The sequence below is a fragment of the Novacetimonas hansenii genome (assembly GCF_014843995.1).
Taxonomy (GTDB): domain Bacteria; phylum Pseudomonadota; class Alphaproteobacteria; order Acetobacterales; family Acetobacteraceae; genus Novacetimonas; species Novacetimonas hansenii.
Genome location: NZ_CP062147.1, coordinates 181,148 through 206,257, shown reverse-complemented (window position 1 = coordinate 206,257; position 25,110 = coordinate 181,148). Strand labels below are relative to the sequence as shown.

At 59.8% G+C, this 25,110-nt stretch carries 21 protein-coding genes; 9 read left to right on the top strand and 12 right to left on the bottom strand.

Going from position 1 to position 25,110, the window contains the following annotated elements:
- Nucleotides 1–35: 35 nt before the first annotated feature.
- The 3 genes from IFJ82_RS00865 (at nt 36) to rfbD (ending at nt 3,669) form a co-directional block, all read left to right on the top strand.
- Nucleotides 36–1,352: an FAD/NAD(P)-binding protein gene (locus IFJ82_RS00865; RefSeq protein ID WP_192265292.1), complete on the top strand. Its 1,317-nt coding sequence runs from the start codon at nt 36–38 to the stop codon at nt 1,350–1,352.
- A gap of 867 nt (nt 1,353–2,219) precedes the next feature.
- Complete coding sequence (gene rfbC / locus IFJ82_RS00860) at nt 2,220–2,780, top strand: dTDP-4-dehydrorhamnose 3,5-epimerase (protein WP_192265290.1); 561 nt, start codon at nt 2,220–2,222, stop codon at nt 2,778–2,780.
- A complete protein-coding gene (rfbD, locus tag IFJ82_RS00855) occupies nt 2,773–3,669 on the top strand; it encodes a dTDP-4-dehydrorhamnose reductase (RefSeq protein WP_192265288.1) in 897 nt (298 codons plus the stop codon). Before rfbC ends, rfbD begins: the two co-directional genes overlap by 8 nt.
- Before the next feature lie 467 nt (nt 3,670–4,136).
- Here the strand turns inward: rfbD and IFJ82_RS00850 are convergent, their stop codons facing one another.
- From IFJ82_RS00850 to IFJ82_RS00830, 5 genes are all read right to left on the bottom strand, one after another.
- Nucleotides 4,137–5,567 (bottom strand): sugar porter family MFS transporter, encoded by a 1,431-nt coding sequence (locus IFJ82_RS00850; RefSeq protein ID WP_003616818.1) that lies wholly within the window; start codon nt 5,565–5,567, stop codon nt 4,137–4,139.
- A gap of 119 nt (nt 5,568–5,686) precedes the next feature.
- Complete coding sequence (locus IFJ82_RS00845) at nt 5,687–6,241, bottom strand: hypothetical protein (RefSeq protein WP_192265286.1); 555 nt, start codon at nt 6,239–6,241, stop codon at nt 5,687–5,689.
- A gap of 422 nt (nt 6,242–6,663) precedes the next feature.
- On the bottom strand, nt 6,664–7,179 hold the full coding sequence (locus tag IFJ82_RS00840) for a transcriptional repressor (RefSeq protein WP_003616823.1): 516 nt from the start codon (nt 7,177–7,179) through the stop codon (nt 6,664–6,666).
- 185 nt (nt 7,180–7,364) lie between these two features.
- Entirely contained in the window at nt 7,365–7,523 is a 159-nt protein-coding gene (locus IFJ82_RS00835) for a hypothetical protein (protein ID WP_003616824.1), read from the bottom strand.
- A 257-nt stretch (nt 7,524–7,780) separates the two neighbouring features.
- Nucleotides 7,781–8,275 carry a flavin reductase gene (locus tag IFJ82_RS00830; protein WP_003616827.1) on the bottom strand — a complete coding sequence of 165 codons (495 nt, stop codon included), beginning with the start codon at nt 8,273–8,275 and terminating at the stop codon, nt 7,781–7,783.
- Between the two features lie 125 nt (nt 8,276–8,400).
- Here IFJ82_RS00830 and IFJ82_RS00825 point away from each other — a divergent pair, with 125 nt between their 5' ends.
- The 3 genes from IFJ82_RS00825 to IFJ82_RS00815 are packed head-to-tail and all read left to right on the top strand — an operon-like array spanning nt 8,401 to nt 12,437.
- Entirely contained in the window at nt 8,401–9,459 is a 1,059-nt protein-coding gene (locus tag IFJ82_RS00825) for an enoyl-CoA hydratase/isomerase family protein (RefSeq protein WP_192265285.1), read from the top strand.
- Between the two features lie 5 nt (nt 9,460–9,464).
- Nucleotides 9,465–10,928 carry a protein adenylyltransferase SelO family protein gene (locus IFJ82_RS00820; protein ID WP_192265283.1) on the top strand — a complete coding sequence of 488 codons (1,464 nt, stop codon included), beginning with the start codon at nt 9,465–9,467 and terminating at the stop codon, nt 10,926–10,928.
- Nucleotides 10,929–10,955: 27 nt separating this feature from the next.
- Nucleotides 10,956–12,437 (top strand): sugar porter family MFS transporter, encoded by a 1,482-nt coding sequence (locus IFJ82_RS00815; RefSeq protein WP_003616832.1) that lies wholly within the window; start codon nt 10,956–10,958, stop codon nt 12,435–12,437.
- Between the two features lie 92 nt (nt 12,438–12,529).
- Here IFJ82_RS00815 and IFJ82_RS00810 read toward each other — a convergent pair whose 3' ends face one another.
- On the bottom strand, nt 12,530–14,524 hold the full coding sequence (locus IFJ82_RS00810) for a S9 family peptidase (RefSeq protein WP_192265281.1): 1,995 nt from the start codon (nt 14,522–14,524) through the stop codon (nt 12,530–12,532).
- 180 nt (nt 14,525–14,704) lie between these two features.
- On the opposite strand from IFJ82_RS00810, the gene IFJ82_RS00805 reads away from it, so the two are divergent.
- Both IFJ82_RS00805 and IFJ82_RS00800 read left to right on the top strand, forming a co-directional pair.
- Nucleotides 14,705–15,298 (top strand): DedA family protein, encoded by a 594-nt coding sequence (locus tag IFJ82_RS00805; protein ID WP_003616838.1) that lies wholly within the window; start codon nt 14,705–14,707, stop codon nt 15,296–15,298.
- Nucleotides 15,295–16,236, top strand: coding sequence for an SDR family oxidoreductase (locus IFJ82_RS00800; protein WP_003616840.1), 942 nt, complete (start codon nt 15,295–15,297; stop codon nt 16,234–16,236). Before IFJ82_RS00805 ends, IFJ82_RS00800 begins: the two co-directional genes overlap by 4 nt.
- 191 nt (nt 16,237–16,427) lie before the next feature.
- Here the strand turns inward: IFJ82_RS00800 and trmB are convergent, their stop codons facing one another.
- From trmB to IFJ82_RS00770, 6 genes are all read right to left on the bottom strand, one after another.
- A complete protein-coding gene (gene trmB, locus IFJ82_RS00795) occupies nt 16,428–17,132 on the bottom strand; it encodes a tRNA (guanine(46)-N(7))-methyltransferase TrmB (protein ID WP_192265279.1) in 705 nt (234 codons plus the stop codon).
- 101 nt (nt 17,133–17,233) lie between these two features.
- The gene (gene metK / locus IFJ82_RS00790) at nt 17,234–18,421 is read right to left on the bottom strand and encodes a methionine adenosyltransferase (RefSeq protein WP_003616845.1); all 1,188 of its coding nucleotides are present in this window, start codon (nt 18,419–18,421) and stop codon (nt 17,234–17,236) included.
- A gap of 133 nt (nt 18,422–18,554) precedes the next feature.
- Nucleotides 18,555–19,355 carry a 4-hydroxy-tetrahydrodipicolinate reductase gene (gene dapB / locus IFJ82_RS00785; RefSeq protein WP_003616846.1) on the bottom strand — a complete coding sequence of 267 codons (801 nt, stop codon included), beginning with the start codon at nt 19,353–19,355 and terminating at the stop codon, nt 18,555–18,557.
- A gap of 627 nt (nt 19,356–19,982) precedes the next feature.
- Nucleotides 19,983–21,110: a molecular chaperone DnaJ gene (gene dnaJ, locus IFJ82_RS00780; RefSeq protein WP_003616848.1), complete on the bottom strand. Its 1,128-nt coding sequence runs from the start codon at nt 21,108–21,110 to the stop codon at nt 19,983–19,985.
- 237 nt (nt 21,111–21,347) lie between these two features.
- Nucleotides 21,348–23,270, bottom strand: coding sequence for a molecular chaperone DnaK (dnaK, locus tag IFJ82_RS00775; protein ID WP_003616850.1), 1,923 nt, complete (start codon nt 23,268–23,270; stop codon nt 21,348–21,350).
- 206 nt (nt 23,271–23,476) lie between these two features.
- Complete coding sequence (locus IFJ82_RS00770; protein WP_192265277.1) at nt 23,477–24,106, bottom strand: nucleotide exchange factor GrpE; 630 nt, start codon at nt 24,104–24,106, stop codon at nt 23,477–23,479.
- A 266-nt stretch (nt 24,107–24,372) separates the two neighbouring features.
- Between IFJ82_RS00770 and IFJ82_RS00765 the strand changes: the two genes are divergently transcribed.
- Nucleotides 24,373–25,083 carry a response regulator transcription factor gene (locus IFJ82_RS00765; protein ID WP_062809736.1) on the top strand — a complete coding sequence of 237 codons (711 nt, stop codon included), beginning with the start codon at nt 24,373–24,375 and terminating at the stop codon, nt 25,081–25,083.
- Nucleotides 25,084–25,110 lie beyond the last annotated feature (27 nt).

Sequence of the window (25,110 nt, the reverse complement as noted above, 5' to 3'; positions counted from 1 at the left end):
CGATGTCAGCCCAGCCTGTTGTGAGAAAGGATCATATGAAAACCCGGATCGCGATCATCGGGGGCGGGGCGAGTGGCGTTCTTGCCGCCCTTCATCTGGCGCGCAGAACTGATCCTGCGGGATTACTGGTTATCGAACCCCGGAAGGGCCTTGCACGTGGCGTTGCCTATTCGACAACGGAACCCGCCCACCTGTTGAATGTGCGCGCGGGCAATATGGGCGCGTTGGCTGATGCACCGGAAGATTTTGTTGCATGGCTGTCACAGCGTGGGGATGGGGCGGCGGATGGCACATCTTTCATGCCGCGCATGCTGTGGGGGGAATATCTGGCGGCACGGTTCGCCACAAGCAATGTCCCTGTTCTTCATCAATGTGTGACCCGGCTGGAGAATCGTGGCAATTCGGCCATCCTCCATATGGATGACGGCAGCAGAGTAGAGGCAGGAAGAACGGTTCTTGCCATGGGACATGCGCTGCCGGTGGATATTCCATGTTGTGATGACGTTGTCCGTAACTCGGGACGATATGTCCGGGCTGTCTGGGACACATGGCCCCGCTGGCCAGAGGCGGATGCACCGGTTGTCCTTGTCGGTTCCGGCCTGACCGCGATTGATATCCTGCTGCGTCTGAGGGCCGGAGGATATGGCGGTGTTATCACGATGATCTCGCGCCATGGCCTGTTACCTTGTGCGCATGGCCCGGTCGAACCCGTGCCTGCCCCGGTTATTCCCATGGATACGTTGCCCACGGCACGGCAGTATCTGCATCACGTGCGCCTGGCCCTGAAAGATGGTGTATCGTGGCGGGCAGCCGTGGATTCATTGCGGCCCTGTAGCAATGCCCTGTGGGCGCGTTTGTCGGACAAGGAGCGATGGCGGTTCCGCAGGCATCTTTTTCATCGCTGGCATACGGCGCGCCATCGTATGGCCCCACCTGTTGCGCGGCGGATTGTCGAAGAAATGGCTTCTGGTCATCTCATTGTCCGCCGTGGCCATGTGGCGGCCGTGTCAGGGGATCGCCATGGCCTGCGGGTTCATGTACGAGCCAGCGAGGGGGAATATCATCTGATGGCCGATATGGTCATGAACTGCACGGCACCGGATACGAATTTCGGTCGCGTGGATAATCCGCTGTTGCATGAACTGTTTGCTCTTGGCATGGCGGTTCATGGTGATCTTGGCAGCACCTTTGCGACTGATGCCAACGGTGCGCTTTTTGGTCATGATGGGCTGGTGTCACCATGGCTGCATGCAATTGGCCCGTTACGTGCGGGAAGCCTGTTTGAAACTACGGCCATTCCTGAAATCCGCCAGCAGGCGCAGGCTCTGTCTACTTTTTTGTTTCCCACATAATATTGGGATGCTGGAGAAGATTTTTAGAGATTTTTTAAAAACAAATCATTGATAAAAAATAAGAAAATATTTTGGGTGCCGCCTTTTTCAAAAGGCGGCGTCTTCTGAAGATTTTCAGGAAAGATTCACTGAAAATATTTATAATTTCAGCATGTTATTGAGGGTAATTTTTCAAATAACCTCTTGAAGACGGTTTAAAAAGCTAAGTCCTATAAGATCATGGAATAATAAAAGTTTTTGGTGAAGATTTTTTCAAAAATCTTCGAAAGACGTCGCCTTTTTTGATCGAAAGGTAACATCAGAAAACTTTTTCTGTTTTTTATCAAATGCATGTTTTCAAATATTCCCTTAAAAAATCTAAGGTCAGAAACACGCGCGTATTACAAAATATTTTTTCATTTCACTTCTGTAGTATTATGTTTATGGCATAGTATATTTCTATCAAAATCCCGTTTTTCAGGAGGATACCCATCACGACTCTTGCTTATGTCACCAAGAGTTTTTTTGAGGGGTGTTTTTTTAAAATCACTGTATTTATAGTATGTTGCAAGCAGAATCCCGAAAATTTCCCAGAGCGTCATGCAGGCTCTACGGACAAGTGTTCTGTATTTTGCCTGTTTGATTTAAAACTACATTACTAAACAAGAAAACATTAAAAACAGGCACGAAGATTTTTCCATTTTCCCTTGAAATTTTGTGTCTGGGCAGCCCGCCCAATATCCATGAATCGTTTTCCTATGCCTTTATTTCCCGGTGCCTGACATTCATATCGCGGCAACTTTTCTCTTCTACCTTACCGATACAAGTCCTGATCCCGGAGCCTGATGAACGTCTGATGTCCGGGACGATATGATTGAGGTGCGGAGAATGAAAATCGAACGTCTTGCCATACCTGATGTCATTCTGGTGACGCCAGCGCGTTTTGGTGACCCTCGCGGCTTCTTTTCCGAAACCTACAACCTGCATCGGATGGCGGATGCCGGTATTCACACCCCCTTCGTGCAGGATAACCAGAGCCTGTCGCGGCATAAGGGGGTCGTGCGTGGACTGCACTGTCAGCTTGCCCCCCATGCGCAGGGCAAACTTGTGCGGTGTACCCGGGGGGCGATCTGGGATGTCGCGGTGGATGCGCGCATGGGCTCACCGACCTATGGGCAATGGGTTGCGGCGGAACTGTCGGAAGATAACTGGTCACAGCTCTGGCTACCGCCGGGTTTCCTCCATGGTTTTGTCACTATGAGCGATAATTCCGAGGTGCAGTACAAATGCACGAGCCTGTATGACAAGGCATCGGAACGCGCTGTGATCTGGAACTGCCCCGAATTGAAGATCGACTGGCCCATCGCGCAGGAGGGTGCGATCCTGTCGGACAAGGATAAAGTCGCACCCGGTTTTGCTGCGGCTCATGGATGGTTTCCCCATGCGTGAGGCCCCAACGCTGAAACCGGTTCTGGTGACAGGGGGCAATGGTCAACTTGCCGTCTCACTGGCCGATGTGGGAGGTGCGCGCGTGATTAAGGTCGGTCGTCCAGATTTCGATTTTGACCGGCCTGAAACCATCGACGCAGTGGTCGCGCGGTATGATCCGGCCTTTGTGGTGAATGCTGCGGCGTGGACTGCTGTGGATGCGGCGGAAACCGAGGTCGCTGCTGCATCCCGTGCCAACCAGACCGGGCCTGCTATTCTGGCATCGGTATGTGCGACGCAGGGGTGCGGACTGATCCATATATCGACGGATTATGTCTTCGCCGGGGACAAGGGCACGCCGTATGTGGAGAGTGACCCGACCTCACCCCGCACGGTCTATGGCGCAACGAAGGCGGCGGGGGAAACAGCAGTTCGGGCAGCATGCCCACAGGCCATCATCTTGAGAACTGCGTGGGTGTATTCGGCGCATGGCAAGAACTTCGTTAAGACCATGATCGCCGCCGGGGCCAAAAACCCGAAATTGCGTGTGGTGGGCGATCAGTTTGGCAACCCCACCAGTTCCGATGATCTTGCGCAGGCCATCTTTGCCATCATCGCCCGGATTGAAGAAACGGGATGGCAGGTGGCTTATCCCGGCGTTTATCACGCCACCGCGCAGGGGGAGACGACATGGCATGGTCTTGCGGTCGCCACGTTGGAACAGGCCGCCCGTCATGGTCAGACACTGCCGGAAATAGAGGCTATCCGTACGCAGGACTGGCCCACTCCGGCGGAAAGGCCGCAGGATTCCCGCCTGAATTGCACGAAACTGAAGCAGGTGTTCGGGGCCAGTCTGCCGAACTGGCGGCAGTCTGTGGCGCGGACAGTGGACAGAGTTTTGGGGGCTTGAAATTGGTGCGACAGGCCATGGATTCTACAGGCCGGGGTGCTGCCCTGAAACCGGCCAGAGGGCTTTGCCCTCTGGAAACCGTGACTTGGTGCCGGGGCAGGTGAAAAAGCCTGCACTTCCTATACAGAGCCGGGATATTCCGGGCTTTCATAATTCAGGGACAGACCGGAATATCGTGAAAATATCAGAGTTTTTCAGTGAATATTTTTCAACATGCCTCAAGGGGGGTACTGCCGTCCTTGAGAAATGCAGCACCCCAGAATTTTATTTTCTTAGAGACTGTTTGAAAACAAACTGTTGATAAAAAACAAGAAAATTTTTTGGGTACCGCTTTTTTTCAAAAAGGCGGCGTCTTCTGAAGCTTTTTAGAAAAAGCTTCACCAAAAACCTTTAGAATCTCAGTATGTTATCGAGGCTGACTTTTCAAACAGTCTCTTATGGGAATGATAAGGTCCGTAAACCACAGTTCATGACGGCCCCGTCGCGGTGGTAGCCTGTGCCGCCTTGCGCGAGGGTTGCCCGATCTCGCGCAGTGGCAGGCCCGCCATCAGGCGCTTTTCAATTCCTTCAAGGCTCATGTCCCGCGTTTCAGGGATGAAGCGCCACGTCACGAATACGAACGCCAGGTTGAACGCTGCGAACATCCAGAAGGTCGGGCCATTGCCGATCCATTGCAGCAGCGACAGGAAGGTCGCGCCAATGATCATGTTGGCGATCCAGTTGGTCAGCGTGGAAATGGAAATGCCAAGGTCACGCCCCTGCAGCGGCTGCACCTCTGAACACAGGACCCAGATCAGGGGACCAGCCGACATGGAAAAGCCTGAAATATAGATCATCAGCATGAACACGGCGATGATCTGCTCCCCCGGTCCCAGAGGCAGCGCATTGAGCAGTACCCCAAGGCCCCCCATACCGACCGCCATGATCAGGAATCCTGAATACAGGATCGGCTTGCGCCCCCATCTGTCCACCAGCCCGATGGCCACGAATGTCGCCAGCATGTTCACCAGCCCGACCATCGCCGTGCACCACAGTTGTGCCGGGCCGACATATCCCGCCAGGGCAAAGATCTTGGGCGCGTAATACATGACCACGTTCACGCCAGCCAGTTGCTGCATGATCTGCAACCCCATTCCCAGCAGGATGGAACGGCGGAAATTACGGTTCGCCAGTAATGCCCAGCCCTTCTGCTTCTGCTGGAGCTGGTCGCTGATGCTCTGGATTTCGCGTCGGGCGTCGCTGCGGCTGTCACGCAGGTTGACCAGCACCTCCAGCGCTTCGCTGCGGCGGTCTTTCATCATCAGCCAGCGCGGGCTGAAAGGCAGGAACAGCGCGCCGATCAGGAACAGCACCCCCGGTACCGCCGCCACGGCGAACATGCCGCGCCAGTTGCCGGAATAGCCGAAGAACGTATTGCTCATGAATGCCAGGAAGATGCCCACCGTAATCATCAACTGATAGGTGGAGATCATGGCCCCGCGTGCGGTCTCGCTTGCGATTTCCGACAGGTAGAGCGGCGCGGTGAAGGCCGCGACCCCGATTGCCAGCCCCATGACCGTGCGGCCCATGATCATCGACGGCACTGACCATGCCAGCGCACACCCGACGGAGCCAAGCACGAACACCACCGCACCCACCAGCAGCGTCCGCTTGCGCCCGATATGGTGTGACATCCATCCTGCGCACATTGATCCCACGGCCGCGCCTGCCATCATGGAACTGACGATCCATTCCTGCGCCACGGTGGAGGCATGGAATTCCTTGGCCACGAAATCCAGCGCGCCAGAAATGACACCGATATCCAGACCAGCCATCAGGCCCGCCAGCGCCGCAAGGCACCCGATAATCACGGAGCGCATGCGCGATGACCCCACAGGCTGCGTGACGGACTGATTCATATGTAATGATCCTTCATTTATTTTTTCTTCGTGACCAACTGGTGGTGGGCGATGGCCCCCATCGGTTTCAGCTTAAATTCGCGATGGCGCAGGTGGGCTGGCCTGTTTCAATTCCTGTTTCAGATCGGCGCGGCGCGCGTCACACCAGTCAGGAAGTAACATGGAACCCCATAGGCACGGGTATGATCAGGATCATTTTCAACCAGATCATTCACCATAAAACGCCGCAGCCGCAGGATCGCCACACCGCCTTCATCCGATATCGCCTCCATATCCTCGCTCATGTCCACGTACCATGCCATGACGCCTGGCCGCTCCGTCAGGGATACGGGCGTGCGGGGGCTGATGGACAGGCCATGCGCCAGCATGGCATCGGCCTGTGACGAGGTCGTGACGATATAGAAAAAACCGTCCGTGGCGTCGGCAGGCCCGAAGTGACGCAAGGGGACGGGGGACAGGCCGATTTCCGTCGCATCAAGATGCGTAACCCGGCGGGGTGGGACCGGGACGGGTGGCAGGGGACGCGCGAACAGGTCTTCCTGTCCTGCTGGTGGGGGGGCAGGCGGGCGTGGGGTGCGCTTTTTCGGGGCGGGTACCGACCCGTTGTCCCGCGGGGCAGCGGGGGGATGCGGCAGGGGCAGTTCGCCCGTTTCGTTGCGACGCGAACGCGTCATCGCGACACTCCGCCCGGCTGCGGGACTCTGTGGTTTGTGCTCTGCCTGCCGCCCCTATGGTGGCAGGTGGACCCGCATCATGCCGGGAAATGCGATGGGGATGCAATTACTGTAATGTGGGGTGGGGTCTGTCGTTGGCGGGGGCTGAAACGCGCAAGAAATATTAGAGACTGTTTGAAAAGTCAGGCTTGATAACATACTGTAATTATAAAGGTTTTTGGTGAAGCTTTTTCTAAAAAGCTTCAGAAGACACCGCCTTTTTGAAAAAAGGCGGCACCCAAAAACTTTTCTTATTTTTTATCAATGAGTTGTTTTCAAACAATCTCTTAAAGGATGCCGCCCCCCTGAAAAAACGCCATGCCTGAAGATCTGGCGGGCCTGTTTTGTGCATACTGTTTCGAAAATATTGTCAGGAAATATTGTCAGGCACAGGCGGCGCAGATGCCCTCGGCCTCTATGGTGGAGGTACGGATGCTGAATTTGCGTGCCTGTGTCGCGGCTACCAGTGCATGGACGATCTGGCTGTCTTCAAGTTCGGTGACATGCCCGCATCGTGTGCAGATCAGGAATTGCGCACTGTGGAGATGGTTTTCACAGTCATGTGCGTTGTGAAGCATATGGCGGCAGGCGACGAAGGCTGACAGGCGTTCGATCTTGTGAATCAGGCCGTGTTCAAGCAGGAAATCCAGCGCGCGATAGACGGTGGGCGGGGCGGCCCCCTTCGTATCGCGGCGCAGGCGGTCAAGCAGATCGTACGCCCCGACCGGTCGGTCCGCACTCAGGACAAGCCCCAGCACCTGACGCCGCTGCTGTGTCAGGCGTGCGCCATGGCGACGGCACATGTCATGCGCGCGTTCCAGCATCTGTTCGACCGCGGGGGTAAAGGTCGGGCCGTCACCTGCTGTTCGCGCATCGTCACGACGATCATCATTGCCCATCTGTCCGGCTTGCTCCTGTCATCCCGTGGGAAGGATATACGCCTCAATCCTGCGGTGATGAAGCCCCGGCACTGTGGGCATGGCCTGCGGGGGAACATCTGACAGGTATCGGGGTGTCTCTTGGGCAAAGGATGACACCGGGGAATGCCCATCTTCCTGATGATGGTATGGTCGGGTGGCGTTTTTTAACGCGGCAGTGAACTGTCCCACCACGCCATGATCAGGATGAATACTGTCACCCCCACCTGTATCCCGATCAGTACGCGCCACGACACGACCGGAACGTCCGGTCCGTCGTCCCCGTCCTGCCGTGTCGTGTCGTTGCGTGGTCTGGGTATGCGCATCCGCCGTATCCTGCCATGTCCGGGAAGGTCCATACGGTCGCAAAGGGATTAATTTCACGTAAAACCCACGCCCGGGACGGCATGGTGGCATGTCCTGGATGGCGGATGGAAACATGTCCCCCCGACAACCTGTTGAAAGTCATGAATGTTTTTCGTGAATCTTTTTTCGTAAAGCATCAACAGATGTCGCCCCTGTTCCAGAACGGGCGACATCTGAAATTTTCATTTTTCGGTAACGCGGTGTTGGTAAAACTCTTTCAGGCTTCGTCGGACGGAGGCAGCATGTGATAGGTGCGGTTGAAATAGATCAGGCCACCATGACTGTCCCCGGTGCGCAGGCTTTCCACCGCGCCGAACATCACGCTATGCGTCCCGACCTCCACGATGCGCTCGATCCGGCAGTCAAAGGAGGTCACGGCTTCCGCCAGAACAGGGGCCCCGGTCGTCAGCGTGGCCCAGTGGCCGGAGGCGAAGCGTTCATGCTGCTCCTGTGCGGAGGCGAACACGCCGGAAATCTCCTGCTGTGCTGCGGACAGGACGTTGATGCACATCGCCGCCCCTTCACGAAAGCGCGGGCGGATGCGCGATGCACGGTTGACACAGACCAGCAGGGTCGGGGGGGTGTCGGTGACGGAACATACCGCCGATGCCGTGAAACCGGCCGGGTCCTCCAGCGTGCCGGTCGTCACCACGCTGACCGCCGCGCCCAGTCGCGCCATTGCATCCCGATAGGTCCGGGCGTCGATACCCATACTGTTTCCTGTTCTTCCTGACGTCACATGATCGCGCGTTGATTAAAACATGCCCCTGACGGGGGTTCCGTTTCCTTATTCTGTCATGCTTGAAGAAGATCGACAATTCGGGAGACGCCGTTGCGATGACACATGAAACGCTGCGCATTTCACGTCACGGGCATCTGGGGCGCATCACGCTGGACCGCCCGCGCGCGCTCAATGCGCTTGATATCGGCATGATCGAGGCGATTGCCGCCTGCCTTGCCCGCTGGCGGGAGGATCGCGAGGTCCGCACCATTGTAATCGACAGCACGTCTTCACGCGCTTTCTGCGCCGGGGCGGACCTGCGTGCACTCATCACGCTGTTGCGGGCACAGGGGGCCGGGGCCGCGCGCGCGGTTTTTCGCACCAGTTACCGTCTGGTCTCCATGCTGGCGGGATATCCCAAACCGGTCGTCTCCTTCATGGACGGCATCGCGATGGGCGGAGGCATCGGGCTGGGCGGGCATGTACGCCACCGGATTGTGACGGAAACTTCCATCCTTGCCATGCCGGAGGTCGCGATTGCCCTGACCCCGGATGCGGGCGGGTCGTACCTGCTGTCGCGCGCGCCGGGCCTGTCGGGCCTGCGTCTGGCTGTAACGGGGGGGCGGATGGATGGGGCGCAGGCCATCGCATGTGGCTTTGCCGACCGGATGGTACCCTCGTGCGATCTGGCGCAGTTGGCGGATGACCTGGCGCGTCATCCGGCGGGACGTGTGCTGGACCTTGCGTCACATGTGTCGGTGGTCGATGGCGGGTGGGGGGACGTTGCGGGGATTGACGCCGTGTATGATGCACCGGACATGGGGGGGGTGGCCGAACGCCTGCGTAACTGCGATGCGCCGTGGGCGCAGGCCGATCGCGCCGCGCTGGCACAGGCGGACCCGTTCGCGGTAGAACTGGCATGGCGTGCATTTTTCGCGGCGCGGGCGTTGCCAAACCTTGATATGGTGCTGGAGCAGGAGTTCCGCCTTGTCTGCGCGTTGATCGAGCGCCCGGATTTTGCCGAAGGGGTCCGGGCGCGCCTGATCGACCGCGATAACGCCCCGCAATGGTCCTGCCGTGATGGCGATGCGGTGGATATGCGTCAGGTCGCCGCCTGTTTCGCATCTGCCCCCCTCTCGCTGGACCTGCCTGTCCGATCCCATTCCCAAGGTTGAAGCCCATGCCCTTTTCCCCTGACTATCGTCCTGACACACGGCACATGACCCTTGGGGATGCGTTTTACGATCCGGTGCGACCGGCTGACTTTCCGGCCCATATCCTGCGGTTTCGCAATCAGGACGCGGCGGCGCGCATTGGCCTCGACACGCTGACGGGGGCGGAGTGGATTGCCCATTTCGGTCGGTTCGACCCCCTGCCCGGCAGCCTGCAGCAGCCGCTGGCGCTGCGCTATCACGGCCATCAGTTCCAGTCCTATAACCCCGACCTTGGCGATGGGCGCGGTTTCTTGTTCGCGCAGTTATATGATGCGTGTGATGGGCGGTTGCTTGATATCGGGACGAAGGGCAGCGGTACAACCCCATGGTCCCGTGGGGGGGATGGACGCCTGACGCTCAAGGGGGGCATGCGTGAAATTCTGGCGAGCGAAACGCTGGACGCGATCGGTGTCACCACCTCGCGCAGCCTGAGCGTGATCGAGACGGGGGAGGCGCTGCACCGCGGGGACGAGCCGTCGCCCACGCGTTCATGCGTGCTGGCGCGGCTGGGGCATTCGCATATTCGTATCGGCACGTTCCAGCGCCTTGCCGCGATGCAGGATACGCCATCGCTGCGCCGTCTGCTCGATTACGTGGTGGCGACGTACTATCCCGCCCTGTCGGGCGCGCAAGATCCGGCGGCGGCCCTGTTCGATGCGCTGTGTACGCGCCTTGCATTGCTGACGGCGCAGTGGATGACGGCCGGGTTTGTCCATGGGGTGCTTAATACCGACAACATCAATATCGCGGGTGAAAGCTTTGATTACGGTCCGTGGCGGTTCGCCACGCATTACGACCCCTCATTCACGGCTGCCTATTTCGATCATTCCGGCCTGTATGCCTTTGGCCGGCAGCCCACGGCGATGATGTGGAATCTGGCGCGGATGGCGGAATGCCTGCTGCCATTTTCGGAAATGGAGAAAATAAGAAGTATTTTTGAAAATTTTCCGCAAAGATACGAAAGATTCCTCGATATTTGTACTCTGCAACGCCTTGGTATAAAGGAAATATCAAGAAATACGTCCACAGAATTGCGCGAATCCGTTTGGTCTTTTCTCGAAGAAAGCACGATCGGGTTTGAATTTTCGTTCTTTGACTGGTATGGTGGTGCCATCAGTCACGACCGTGCCATGTCTGGACCGAGGAAGTATTTCTACGCCTCTCCTTCCTTTCAGACGTTGCGAAGCCAGATCGAAAACCATCCGCCACGTGCGGGTGTCGATGTCACGTTGCCCTATTTCACGCGCGACGATCCATGCACGATGTGGATTGATGCGGTGGAGGACATATGGCGCCCCATCGCCAGCGATGATGACTGGTCCGCGTTCCATGCGACCATGGCGCATGTCGATGAAATGAAGTCCGCCCTTGGCGCGGCGGGGCATGTCCGGTGCGAAACGGATGGAACCCTGCGTGACGCCGGGAATTAAACAGACACCAAGCCATAAGGAACAGGCATGCAGAATTATTCCCCACAATCCCCGGCCGCCCCCTCGGCGCAGCCTGAACCCATTCCCGATCTGTCCGACCTCGAAATCTCGCCCAACGCACAAAAGACGCTCTGGCTCGCAGCCATCGTGGCCGCCATCTGCGGTGGCCTCTATGGCTACGATACCGGTATCGTCTCTGGCGCATTGCTGCTGATTACGCGCGATTTTCACCTCAGCAGTTTTTATCAGGAAATGGTGGCCTCCGCGATCCTGGCGGGGGCGGTCATGGGGTCGTTCATCACCGGGTGGATGTCTGAACGCTTTGGACGGCGTAACTCCGTCATGATCGTCACCGCGGTGTTCGTCACTGGCGCGCTGGCCTGTGCATGGGCACCTGATGTCTATGCCCTGATCGCCGCACGCGTGTTCCTTGGGCTGGCGGTGGGGGGCTCGACGCAGGTCGTGCCGATGTACATCTCCGAACTGGCACCGGCGAAAAAGCGCGGGCACATGGTCACGATGTTCAACATCGCCATCGGTGTCGGTATTTTTGCCGCCAATGTCATCGGCTTTGCCGCGCGTGATGCATGGGGATGGCGCCCGATGGTGGCGATCGCGGCCATCCCGGCGGCGGTTGTCTTTGTTTCCATGTTCTTCCTGCCCAAGAGCCCGCGTTGGGCGGCGGAGAACGAAAGCCTTGATTCCGCCATCGAGCAGTTGCGCCGCATCCGCACCACCCGGCGCGAGATCCGCAAGGAGATCAAGCGTATCCAGGTGACTGCAAATGACGATGCGGCCGCTCATGAGAGCGGCTGGCGTGGGTTGATGCAGTCATGGGTGCGACCCGCGCTGGTTGCCGCGCTTGGTGTTGCGTTCTTTACGCAGGCTGGCGGGCTGGAGATGATGATCTATTACGCGCCGACCTTCCTGTCGGATGCGGGGTTTGGCAGTTCGGCCGCCCTGCTGGCCAGTATCGGCATCTCCATCGTCTATCTGGTCATGACGGTACTGGGGTCGAATATCGTGGATCGTATCGGTCGCCGTCGCCTTGTGCTGGTGATGGGGCCGGGTTCGGTCCTCAGCCTGATCGGGCTGGGCATCATGTTCCTGATCCACCCGGACAAAGGCAGCATCGGAAGCTGGATGATCATCATCTTCATGCTGCTGTTCATGGTGTTCAACGCGGGCGGCATTCAGGTCGTCGGCTGGCTGCTCGGTGCGGAGATGTTCCCCCTGTCGATGCGTGGTAATGCCACCAGCCTGCATTCCGCCATGCTGTGGGGCAGTGACCTGCTTGTAACCAGCACGGCGCTGACGCTGGTGTCCACCATCACGCTGGGTGGGACGATGTGGTTCTACGCCGGGGTTAATCTGGCGTCGGTGCTGTTCATCTATTTCTTCGTGCCCGAAACACGTGGCGCCTCGCTGGAGGATATCGAGGATGCATTGCGCGAGGGACGTTTCCGCCCCACGCGTGAATCCTCCGCCATCGTCGCGGAAGAGGACTGAAAGGGTTAAAGTCCCTGGTGCCGCCTTTTTTCAAAAAGACGGCGTTCCTTGACGCTTTTTGAAAAAAGCTTCACCAGAAACTTTGCTTTCATTTACCGCAGGACGACGTGTTCGCCGTCCTGCGCCGTGGGCAGGCCGAGCACCTGGCGGTAGAAATCGAGTTCCAGTTCAAGGGCGCGGCGCACTGTTGCCTCCTTGCGGAATCCGTGCCCTTCCCCTTCGAATTCATACTGTGCGCAGGTGATGCCGCGTTGCCGCAGGGCCCGCGCCATCTCGTCCGCCTGTGCGGGCGGCACCACCTTGTCATCCAGCCCGTGCAGGAACAGGACCGGCACATGGATATCCGCCGCCTGCGTCAGGGGGGAACGCGCGATATAGGTGTCCTCGTCCTGCGGATAGGGGCCGATCAGGGAATCGAGGTAGCGGGATTCGAATTTGTGTGTCTCCTGCGCCAGTGCGCGCAGGTCGGTCACGCCATACAGGCTGGTGCCGGCGGCGAACAGGTCGGAACGCGCCAGCGCGCCCAGCACCGTCAGTCCACCTGCACTGCTGCCACGGATGACGATGCGTTTCGGGTCCACCAGCCCCTGTGTCATCAGGTGCTGGCATGCGGCGATGCAGTCGTCGATATCCACGATGCCCCATTCGCGTTCCAGCCGTTCGCGATAGGGGCGACCGAACCCGGTGGACCCGCCATAATTGACATCCACCACGGCAAAGCCACGTGACGTCCACCATTGCACCTTGAACGAAAATGCCGGGTTCGCCCGTCCTGTCGGCCCGCCATGCGCCATCACCACCAGCGGCGGCAGCGTTCCTGTCACGCCGCAATATCGTGCATTGGCGGGGGGATAGAAAAAAGCATGTCCTGTTCCCGCCGCCGCATCGGACAAGGGGAAGTGTAGGGCCTGTGCATGGGCGATATCATCCGCCGCCATCGGCAGTGTGATCGCCCGGCGCAGGACGGTGGGGGCCTGTCCCGGTGCGCCGCGCATGACCGATGCGGCATCGTCTGGTGGTGTATCCAGCCACGCCAGCATCCCATCCGACAGCGCGACCGGGCATTGTGTGGGGAAATGCAGGTCCACCGGTGTGGCGGCGCCATCGCGCAGGACCAGCATGCGGTTTTCCCCATCGCGGATGGCAAGGGCAAGGATTGATCCATCCGGCAGCGGGCAGTAACTGCGCAGGCCAAAGATCCATTGCGGCAGACCTATTTCCGCCTGCATGGGCACCACCGGTACCGCCGGGGAGGCATTTGCGACATCGAAGCGGTAGAGGTTCCACCATCCGCTGATGTCCGATGATGCCAGCAGGTTCCCGTTCGCCTCCCACCGGGGTTCGATGACGGATCGTGCCGTCCCGTCATCACCCGCCAGCGTCCAGGGGGCGGCAAGGCGGGGTATGTCTGTTCCCTCCTGCAACAGGGAGGCCGCGCGCAGGCGGGTTGCGTCCCATGGCATGTTGGGATGGTCCCACTCCACCCATGCCATAAAGCGTCCGTCAGGCGACGGGCGGGGGCTGGCGAGGAAATCCGGTCCCATCACCAGCGCCGTGCCGCCATTATCCGTGGGGTCTGCATCCGCGCCGCAGTCGAAGGCAACGATGGCGGCTGCGGCCTCCCCATTCGTGTTGTGGTCTTCGCGCACGCAAAAGACGAAACATCCATCCGGGCTGAGTGCGAAATCGGCAAAGCGCAGGCCATCCATTCCGCCAAGCGCACGCGGCGCGGCATCACCGTCGATCAGCCATACCGAACCGTCGGCCCGGTTGCTGAAGACGACCCGTCCCCCCGCGGCGGTATAGGCCCCGCCCCCATATTCATGGACGCGCGTGCCGACATCGAATGGCGGCGGCGTCATGTCGCGCGTGACGCCCGCACGCCAGCGCACCAGCACGCGGCGGCCTGCCTCGGCCGGGCGTCCCTCAATCCAATAGATGTCCGCCCCATCGGCCCGTACGTCCGACAGGCCCAGCGTTGCCCCGGCGACGAGATCCGCGCTGATGGGGGATGGCCATGTGCCATAGGGAAGGGAGGTCCGGTCCACCGGACTGGATGTGCCCGGATTGGATATGCAAGGAGCCATGTTTTATTCCTGCCATCGTCAGAACGTCGTGATAGAACTTGGCATCTGGGGGTGGTGCCGATATTCCCCCTCCTTGTCCCTCATGCACCACACTTGCCACAAGACGGGTAAAGTCCACTGCTTCAGCATTTTGAACAGCTTTTTCAGCATTATGGCTATGGCGTAATCGGCGTTATCGTCATGCTGGAAAGCATGGGCGTGCCGCTGCCTGCGGAAACGCTTCTGATTTCCGCCGCGATCTATTGCGCCAGCACGCATCATATGGAGATCCGCTGGGTCGCCACTGCTGCCGTGCTGGGGGCGATCATGGGCGACAACCTTGGATACCTGATCGGTCGTATCTTCGGCTTTCCGCTGCTGGAACGTCATGGCGCCAAGCTGGGCCTGACGCCAAAACGGCTGAAACTGGGGCGGTTCCTGTTCAAGCGGCATGGGGGAACAATCGTCCTGTTCGGGCGCTTTGTCGCCATATTGCGCGTATTCATTGCCCTGCTTGCCGGGGCGAACCATATGCCGTGGCATCTTTTCCTGGTGTTCAATGCGCTTGGCGGCCTGTTATGGGCGGGGGGATATGCGTTCGGGGCCTATTACCTGGGACATAAGGTGATGCAGATCTCCGGTCCCGTGGGTATCACCTTTGGCGTGCTGGGGGCCATCGGGCTTGTGGCTTCCATTGTCTTCCTGCGTCGCAATGAACAGCGCCTGACCGAAGAAGCCGAAGCCGCCATGGAAAAAGACATGCAGAAATCCGAACAGCAGGACGCCTCATCATGACAGTGCAGTGGGATATCACACAGGCGCCGCGCCTGAAGGGGCAGGTGGCGGTTGTCACCGGGGCCACTGGCGGGTTGGGATACGCCACCGCACAGGGGCTGCTTGCGCGCGGGGCGGAGGTCATCCTTGCGGGGCGCAACCCGGCCAAGGGGGCCGCCGCGCTGGAACGGTTGCGCGTTGCCTGCCCGGATGGGACGGTTGATTTCATGACGCTGGACCTTGCCTCCCTGCACTCCATCGCCGATTTCACGCAGAACCTGTCAGGGCGCACGGGGACGGTCGATATCCTCGTCAACAATGCAGGTATCATGGGGGCACCCCGGCGGCAGGAAACCGTTGATGGGTTCGAACTGCAGTTCGGGACAAACTTCCTCGGTCCGTTCGCCCTGACGGCGCGGCTGCGCCCCTTGCTCTGTGCGGGGCGGAATGGCGCGCGGGTCGTCACGGTCGCAAGCCTTGCCGCGTTGGAGGGCAGGTTGGTGTTCGATGACCTTCAGGCGCGTCACAGCTATACCCCTTTCGGCGCCTATCGGCAGAGCAAGCTTGCCGACCTGATACTTGCCCTCGAACTCGACCGGCAGGCACGCCAGCATGGATGGCCGATCCATTCCATCGCCGCCCATCCCGGCTGGGCCATGACCGATATCGCCACCAGCCGTTCCACCAGCCCGCAGGGATTGCGTGAACGCCTGCTGCGGCGTGCGACACGGGTGGCCTTTACCCTGATGGGACAATCAGCCGAACGTGGTGCGCTGCCGATCCTGTTTGCGGCTACTGCGCCACAGGCGCGTGATGGTGGGTATTATGGGCCCGATGGCTGGGGGGAACGGCGTGGCAACGTGACGGAGGCGGTCGTGCCGCCCGCCGCGCGTGACCTGCAACTGGCACAGCGTTTGTGGCAGGTATCGGAACGGCTGACCGGGACCGTATTGTCATAAGGGGTGTTTACGGGGGCTTTGTCCCAGTCCCCTCAAGGGTCATAGACCTTTGGAAACCATGATTTTCAAATGAATCAGGGTGCAGGGAACGTGTTCCCTGCCGGGTTCGGGTTCGGGTTCGGGTTCGGGTCTGGGCCGCGCCCGGACGTTTCATGCGTGCGATGGTGTATCGGGGGGCACAGAAAAAGCCGTCAGTTTCGTATAAAGGTCCAGTAAAATGGCTGCCGTCCGGCCTTCAGCGCCTTGGCCTCATACCGTGTCGGCGGCCAGCCTTCGGGGCGTTCGAGTACCGGCGGGGCTGTGCGGAATAATGTCTGCGCACCCATCACTTCCTCCACCCAGGCCTGATAGGTGGGATCGTCGCTGGCCACGCGCCAGATTGCGCCGGGTTTAAGGATGCGCGCCATCATGCGCACCGTATCCGGATGGACAAAGCGTCGCTTGGCATGGCGTGCTTTTGGCCATGGATCGGGAAACAAGAGGAAGGCGCGCGCGATCGACGCATCGGGCAGTTCACGCAGCAGGATGCGCGCATCTTCGTCCCATATGCGCAACATATCGGGCACCGGCGCATCACCTTCGTGATCGTCGGGGACAAGGCGTGACAGCAGCGAACACAGGCCGTTGTCAAAAACCTCGCACGCGATATAGCCCACATCGGGATGGGTCGTGTGCTGCGCAAGGGAGTGTTCGCCCCCGCCAAAACCAACCTCCAGCCAGATTTCACGTGGGGTGTGGCCAAAGGCGTGGGCCGGGTCCGCCATCGCGGTTGTGGGAAAGCGCATGCGGGGCAGCGTCAGATCAAGCAGGCGCTGCTGGCGCGGACGCAGGGGATGGCCACGCTGGCGCCCGTACAGGCGATCGGGTGACGCCTTTACATCCACACTAGCCGTCATGAAAAAAGTCATCCTTGGTCGGATGCGATGGGGCATTGCCCGCATCGCGTCATGGCGTGACTGGCCCCGCCATCAACGGGACCGGCCACGCCGTCAGGCACTCAGCGGTTGAAGGCGCTGCGCAGGGTGTCGACGAGGTCCGTCTTCTCCCACGTGAAATCGTCCTTCGCCGCGTCGGGCGTGCGGCCGAAATGGCCATAGGCGGAGGTCTGGGTATAGATCGGGCGGTTCAGGCGCAGGTGCTTGCGGATGCCGCGCGGCGACAGGTCCATCACTTCGCGCAGGACACGGCCCAGCTTGTCTTCATCCACATCCTTGCCCGTCTCTGCAAGGTCAACATAGACCGACAGCGGATGCGACACGCCGATGGCGTACGAGATCTGCAGCGTGCAGGCATCGGCCAGGCCCGCCGCAACGATGTTCTTTGCCAGGTAACGGCAGGCATAGGCCGCGGAACGGTCAACCTTCGTCGGGTCCTTGCCGGAGAACGCGCCGCCGCCATGCGGGGCCGCCCCGCCATAGGTGTCAACGATGATCTTGCGTCCCGTCAGGCCGCAATCCCCATCGGGACCACCAATCACGAAAACGCCGGTCGGGTTGACGTAGAATTCTTCTTCCGGGCACATCCAGCCTTCGGGAAGGATATCCTTCACCACGCTGCGCAGGTCTTCGCGGATGGCCTGCTGGCTTGCGCCTTCGACATGCTGGGTGGAGATCACGACCGAGGTCGCGCCCACCGGCTTGCCATCGACATAACGCAGGGTGACCTGGCTCTTGGCGTCCGGCTGCAGGGCTGCGGCGCGCGGGTCGCCCGCCTTGCGCAGGTCACGGATGCGATGAAGGATGCCATGTGCGTAATGCAGCGGTGCCGGCATCAGGCTTTCGGTTTCGCGCGTGGCAAAGCCGAACATGATCCCCTGATCGCCTGCGCCTTCGTCCTTTTCGCCCGCGCTGTCAACGCCTACGGCGATGTCGGCGGATTGCGCATGCAGGTAATATTCAACCTCGGCGTTTTTCCATGAAAAGCCCGGCTGGTCATACCCGATGTCGCGCACGGCTTCACGCGCGCCTTCGATCAGTTGCTCTGGCGTGACAGATGCAGGGCCACGCACTTCACCGGCAAGGACGATGCGGTTGGTCGTGACGAGGGTTTCACACGCAACGCGGGATTCACCGTCGGCCGTCAGGAACGCGTCAAGAACGGTATCGCTGATCCGGTCGGCAACCTTGTCAGGATGTCCTTCCGATACGGATTCCGAGGTAAATAGAAAGTCGCCTTTGTTGCGCATGTTAATTCCATAATGTCTGGTAAAAGGACGATGGGACGCCTCGAACACAGGCGTTAAACAGTGCACGGATTTGGCCGAAGTTCCCGTTAGCGTCAAGTTTTTTTGCGGAATACCCCCATCGCGTGCGTGAAATTCACTCCAGACCCAGTACGTTATCCATTGAATACAGACCAGCCTCCCGCGTTCTGCTCCACTGTGCTGCGCGCACCGCGCCAGTGGCATAAATGCGGCGGTTAAAGGACCGGTGGGTCAGAGAAAGCTGTTCGTTGGCGGACGTAAAGATGAGGCTGTGTTCGCCCACTACCTGTCCCCCGCGCAGGACGGCGAAGCCGATGGCATCGTCGGCACGCGGGCCGGTATGTCCGTCACGGGCGGTTTCGATATGGTCCTTCAGCACGATGCCGCGCCCGTCCGCCACGGCGTTGCCAATCGCCAGCGCCGTGCCTGAGGGGGCATCGACTTTCTGCCTGTGATGCATTTCCAGTATTTCGGCATCATATTCGCCTCCCGGCAGGGCCGCGGCCATCTGGCGCGCCAGGCGGGTCATCAACGTCACCCCGGGGGAAAAGTTCGCCGCCTGCACCACAGCAATGCGCCGGGCCGCCTGCTCGACTGCCGCCTGATCTTCATCGCCCAGGCCGGTCGTGCCCAGTACCCATGCCGTTCCGGCCTGTGTCAGGGCCTGGGCATGTGCGCGCACGGTTGCGACATTGGTGAAGTCGATTACCACATCGCAGACCTGTGCAAGGTCCGCCATGGAGGTAAAGACAGGACAGGGCGGGGCGATGGTGTCGCCGCCAGCAGGGTCCATGACGCCGTTGCGTGTTGACCCCCCCGCCAGAATGGCGCCAGCCGCCGCGACTTCCTCACGCAGCAGGCGGCCCACCCGACCATTGATCCCGGCAATGCCGATACGCACCGTTTTCGTGTCCATGAAACTCTCCGCCCCGCTGTGATCCTGATAAAACTAACAAAAGTTTCTGGGGGCCGGATTTTTTCACAAAGGCGGCTTTCCTTGAAGCTTTCTGGGGAAATCTTCATCAAAAACTTTTTTCGAAAGTGTTTGAAAATAACCATTGATAAGGAATGGGAAAATTCAGGCGTTTCCCCGGTCTTTTGAAAATGTGCTGTCCTGTAAATAATGTTCCAAAAATATTTGCCATTCCAGTGGGTTGCTGGACAAAAATTTCAAACGGCCTTTTGTATTTTCAGGATTTTCGCTGGATTGCCTGTGCAGACAACCTCCATAAGAGAGTGTTTGAAAACAAGTCATTGATAAAAAACAGGAAAAATTTTTGGGTGCCGTCTTTCGATCGAAATAAGGCGGCGTCTTTCGAAGCTTTTTGGAAAAAGCTTCACCAAAAACCTTTATAATTTCAGTGTGTTATCGAGCCTGACTTTTCAAACAGTCTCTAAACAGATGGCGGCGCGACCGGGGGATCGCGCCGCCTGTAACATATCCATGGTGCAAGTTGGGGGGACACCATGCATATGAAAAAGGAGCCTATACCCGATCCGGCGGCCATTTCAACCATGGCGCACCGGGCCGGGGCGATGATGGTCAGAGCTTGCCTTCGAGGAAGTCCTTCACCTTGCTGAAGAAGCCGGTGCTCTCCGGGCTGCCCTTGTCATGTCCCCCACCATCGGCCTCGAACTCCTCAAGCAGTTCACGCTGACGGCGCGTCAGGTGGCGCGGGGTTTCCACGACGACCTGAATATACATGTCGCCCCGTGCCGAAGACCGCAGGACGGAGAACCCCTTGCCACGCAGGCGGAAATTCTCGCCCGTCTGGGTGCCTGCCGGGATCTTTACCTTGGTACGTGACCCATCGACGACCGGTACCTCGATTTCCGTACCCAGCGCCGCCTGCGCCATGCGCACCGGCACACGGCAGTAAATGTTGGCCCCGTCGCGCTGGAACAGGGGATGGGCCTCCACGCTGATATGGACATACAGGTCGCCCGGCGTGACGCCTGCGCCACCGGCCTCGCCCTCGCCCGACAGGCGGATGCGCGTGCCATCCTCGACCCCGGCCGGAATCGCGACCTCCAGCGTGCGGTTCTTTTCCACCGTGCCGGTGCCATGACATGCCTTGCAGGGATTGCGGATCAGGCGACCGCTGCCATGACAGGTCGGGCAGGGACGTTCCACAAAGAAGAAGCCCTGTTGTGCGCGGACCTTGCCCGCACCATGGCAGGAGGGGCAGGTTTCTGCCGGCTGGTCCTTGTCTGCGGACCCGGTGCCGTCACAGCTTTCGCAGGTCACGCGCGTGGGGACGCTGATCTGTTTTTTAACGCCGGAGAATGCCTCTGCGAACGTGATGCTGACCTGCACCTGCAGGTCAGCCCCCGCGCGACGGCCGCCGCGACGTCCCCCCATCATGTCGCCGAACATCTGTTCAAAGATATCGCCAAGCCCGCCACCGCCGAAATCAAAGCCACCGGCACCAGGGCCGCCACCCTCGAACGCCGCATGGCCAAAGCGGTCGTAGGCTGCGCGTTTCTGATCGTCCTTCAGGACGTCATAGGCTTCGTTGATTTCCTTGAACCGGTTTTCGGACTCGGTATCGCCGGGATTACGGTCCGGGTGGTATTTCATGGCCAGCCGGCGATACGCCCTCTTGATTTCGGTGCCATCGGCATCACGGGCAACTTCCAGAACCGCGTAGTAATCAAGATTGGTGGCCATAATGGGTCCTCGGTGGAAACGGGGCCGCCCCGGGACGGGGGATGGGTGTCCCTGTTATGGGCACGGCGGAACCGTTGTCGATTGGGGTGGGGAATCCGCATCGGATTCCTGTCGGGGCTTTAAAAACAGGAAAGGCGCCCGTCTTCCACGAAGCACGGGCGCCACCTGGGACCAGGGGCGGAATGCACATGGCTTCCGCGCCCCCGTTACCGGAGTATGTATGACGCCTTGCGACGATCAGGACGATTTCTTGCTGTCGTCCACATCCTCGAAGTCGGCATCCATGACCTTTTCGCCGTTCGGGGCGGCACCCGCACCCGGCGCGGCACCTGCGGCACCCGGCGCGCCTTCTGCCTGACCGGCCTTATAGACGGCTTCACCCACCTTCATCGCAGCCTGTGTCAGGCGATCGGTCGCCGTCTTCAGGGCTTCGGCATCGCTGCCTTCAAGGGCCTTGCGGACCTCGGCAATCGCGGTTTCAGCTTCGGCCTTGTCGGCTGCCGGAACCTTGTCGCCAGCTTCGGACAGGGACTTTTCGACCTGATGGGTCAGACCTTCGGCCTGGTTGCGGGCCTCGACCTGTTCCTTCTTGATCTTGTCGGCGGCGGCATTCGCTTCCGCGTCCTTGACCATGTTTTCGATGTCGGATTCAGACAGCCCGCCGGACGCCTGGATCTTGATCTGCTGTTCCTTGCCGGTCGCCTTGTCCTTGGCGGACACGGACACGATGCCGTTGGCGTCGATGTCGAACGTCACCTCGATCTGCGGCACGCCACGCGGGGCGGGCGCGATCCCGGTCAGGTCGAACGTGCCGAGCATCTTGTTGTCGGCAGCCATTTCACGTTCGCCCTGATAGACCTTGATGGTCACGGCGTTCTGGTTGTCTTCGGCCGTGGAGAAGGTCTGGCTCTTCTTCGTCGGGATCGTCGTGTTGCGGTCGATCAGGCGGGTGAACACACCGCCAAGCGTTTCGATCCCCAGCGACAGCGGCGTCACGTCGAGGAGCAGAACGTCCTTCACGTCACCCTGCAGCACGGCGCCCTGTACCGCGGCGCCGATGGCCACGACTTCGTCAGGGTTCACGTTGCGGGCGGGTTCCTTGCCGAAGAACTGCTTCACCGCCTCGATGACCTTGGGCATGCGGGTCATGCCGCCGACCAGGATCACTTCGTCGATTTCACCAGCGTTGACCGACGCATCCTTCAGCGCGGCGCGGCAGGGTTCCAGCGTGCGCTGGATCAGGTCGTCAACCAGGCTTTCCAGCTTCGCGCGGGTCAGCTTCAGCACAAGGTGCTTCGGACCGGACGCATCGGCCGTGATGAACGGCAGGTTGATTTCCGTTTCCTTGGCGGAGGACAGCTCGATCTTCGCCTTTTCCGCGGCTTCCTTCAGGCGCTGCAGGGCCAGCTTGTCCTGACGCAGGTCGATGCCCTGCTCGCGCTTGAACTCATCCGCGAGGTAGGAAATGATCCGCGCGTCAAAGTCTTCACCGCCGAGGAACGTGTCGCCATTGGTGGACTTCACCTCGATCACGCCATCGGAGATTTCGAGGATCGAGACGTCGAACGTGCCACCACCAAGGTCATAGACCGCGATCGTGCCGCCGTTCTTCTTCTGCAGGCCATAGGCAAGGGCTGCTGCCGTCGGCTCGTTGATGATGCGCAGGACTTCGAGGCCCGCGATACGGCCCGCGTCCTTTGTCGCCTGACGCTGCGCGTCGTTGAAGTAGGCCGGGACCGTGATAACGGCCTGCGTCACCGTTTCACCGAGATAGGATTCAGCCGTTTCCTTCATCTTGCCCAGGATGAAGGCGGAAATCTGTGCCGGGGCATATTTCTTGCCCTGCGCCTCGACCCACGCATCGCCATTGTCGCCCTTGACGATGGCATAGGGGACAAGGTCCTTGTCCTTTGCGACGGTCGGGTCGTCAAAGCGACGGCCGATCAGACGCTTGACCGCATACAGCGTGTTGGACGGGTTTGTGACGGCCTGACGCTTTGCCGCCTGACCCACCAGCATTTCACCATTGTCGGTGAACGCCACCATGGACGGGGTGGTGCGTGCGCCTTCGCTGTTTTCAATAACGCGGGTTTCGTCGCCTTCGCGAACCGCAACGCACGAATTGGTCGTGCCAAGGTCGATACCGATAACCTTACCCATGAATACTCTCCTTGATAGCTGCCTGCGTGGACCCGAAGCATCCGCGCAAACCCTTTGATCGTTCATTCATTTGCCAACGGGGACAGGGGACTGTCATCTTCACATCCACCCGGCGCACCCGTCAGCGTCACTTTCCGATTTAAGCAGCCCCCTGCGCCCTTTCAAGGGGGTGGGCGCCGATCAATCGGCATTTTCAGCCCGTGATATCAGGCCTGTCCCTTGGACACGACGACCATTGCAGGCTTCAGCAGGCGACCATGCAGTGTCCATGCGGGCGTCCATGCCTGCATGACGGTGCCGGCGGGGTGTTCGTCGCTGTGCTGTTCGGCCATCGCCTGGTGCTGGTTGGCGTCGAACGGCTTGCCCTGTGCATCCACGGCGACGATGCCGTTGCGTTCAAGGATGCCGATGAACGAGCGTTCGGTGCTTTCGATTCCCTCGCGCATGCTTTTGATGATGCCGTCTTCGTCCTCTGTGGGGGCGGGCAGGCTTGCAAGCGCGCGCTTGAGGTTTTCTGCGGCTTCCACCACGTCGCGGGCGAATTTCTGCGTGGCGTACTGCCGCGCATCCTCGATTTCGCGCTTGGTGCGGGTGCGCAGGTTCTGCATTTCCGCCTCTGCGCGTACCCATTTTTCACGCATGGCAGCGACTTCGGCCTCCAGCTCCGCAATGCGGTCCGGGGTTTCGGCACCGGTTTCCGTCGCGCCTTGCGCCGTGGCTTCGGCCTCGGTTGTCGCGGCGTCGTGTGGTGACTGCGTGCCCTCTGTGTGGGGCTGGTGTGCGCTGGCGCCGTATGGGGCGTCAGCGTTGGGGGTGGGGTCTGTATCGTGGGTCATGACCTATCAAGTAGGTAACGGTCGCCAGATGGACAAGGCATGACGCTCTGCACAGGCATGCCGAATTTGCGTGCCGTGCCGTCTTCGCTTTCTGCCCCGTCTGGTGCCAGGCGGCCGTCCCGTCCCTTCCTCATGTTCATCAATATGGCGCATGCCCTCATGACATGCGGGTCGATATGACGCTATGCTTCAACCGCCCCACAAGGCAAGTCCCCGACGCGCGCGCCCGGTGGCCGCAATCCGCAGATGAAGCAGAAGAGATCCTGATGGAGCCGACGAAACAGACGATCGTGCTGGTTGATGACGATCGCAACATCCTGACGTCCGTGCAGATGACGCTGGAAGCGGAAGGGTTCACCGTCCATACCTATACCGATGGTGAAAGCGCCCTGCATGGCCTGATGAGCCGTGCGGCCGACCTGGCGGTGCTCGATATCAAGATGCCGCGCATGGACGGGATGGAGCTGTTGCAGCGGCTGCGTGCGCGGTCGCAGCTTCCGGTTATCTTCCTGTCGTCCAAGGATGAGGAGGTGGACCAGTTGATGGGCCTGCGGCTGGGGGCGGACGACTATATCACCAAGCCTTTTTCGCAGCGCCTCCTGCTGGAGCGTATCCGTGCGCTGCTGCGCCGTAACGAGCTGACCCGTAACGAGGCCGTGGGCGCGAACCCGGCGGGCAATATGGTGCGCGGCAACCTCTCGCTTGACGAGACGCGCCACCAGTGCCTGTGGCATGGGCGTGATATCCAGTTGACGGTAACGGAATTCCTGCTGGTCAAGGCGCTGGCCACGCGTCCTGGCCTGGTAAAGTCGCGCGATCAGTTGATTGATGCCGCGTATGGCGAGAACATCTATGTCGATGACCGGACCATCGACAGCCATATCAAGCGTGTGCGCAAGAAGTTCCGGCAGGTGGATGAGGATTTCAACCAGATCGAGACGCTGTACGGCATAGGCTATCGCTATAAGGAAGAGTAGGATTTTCCCCTGAAGCGCCCGATCACC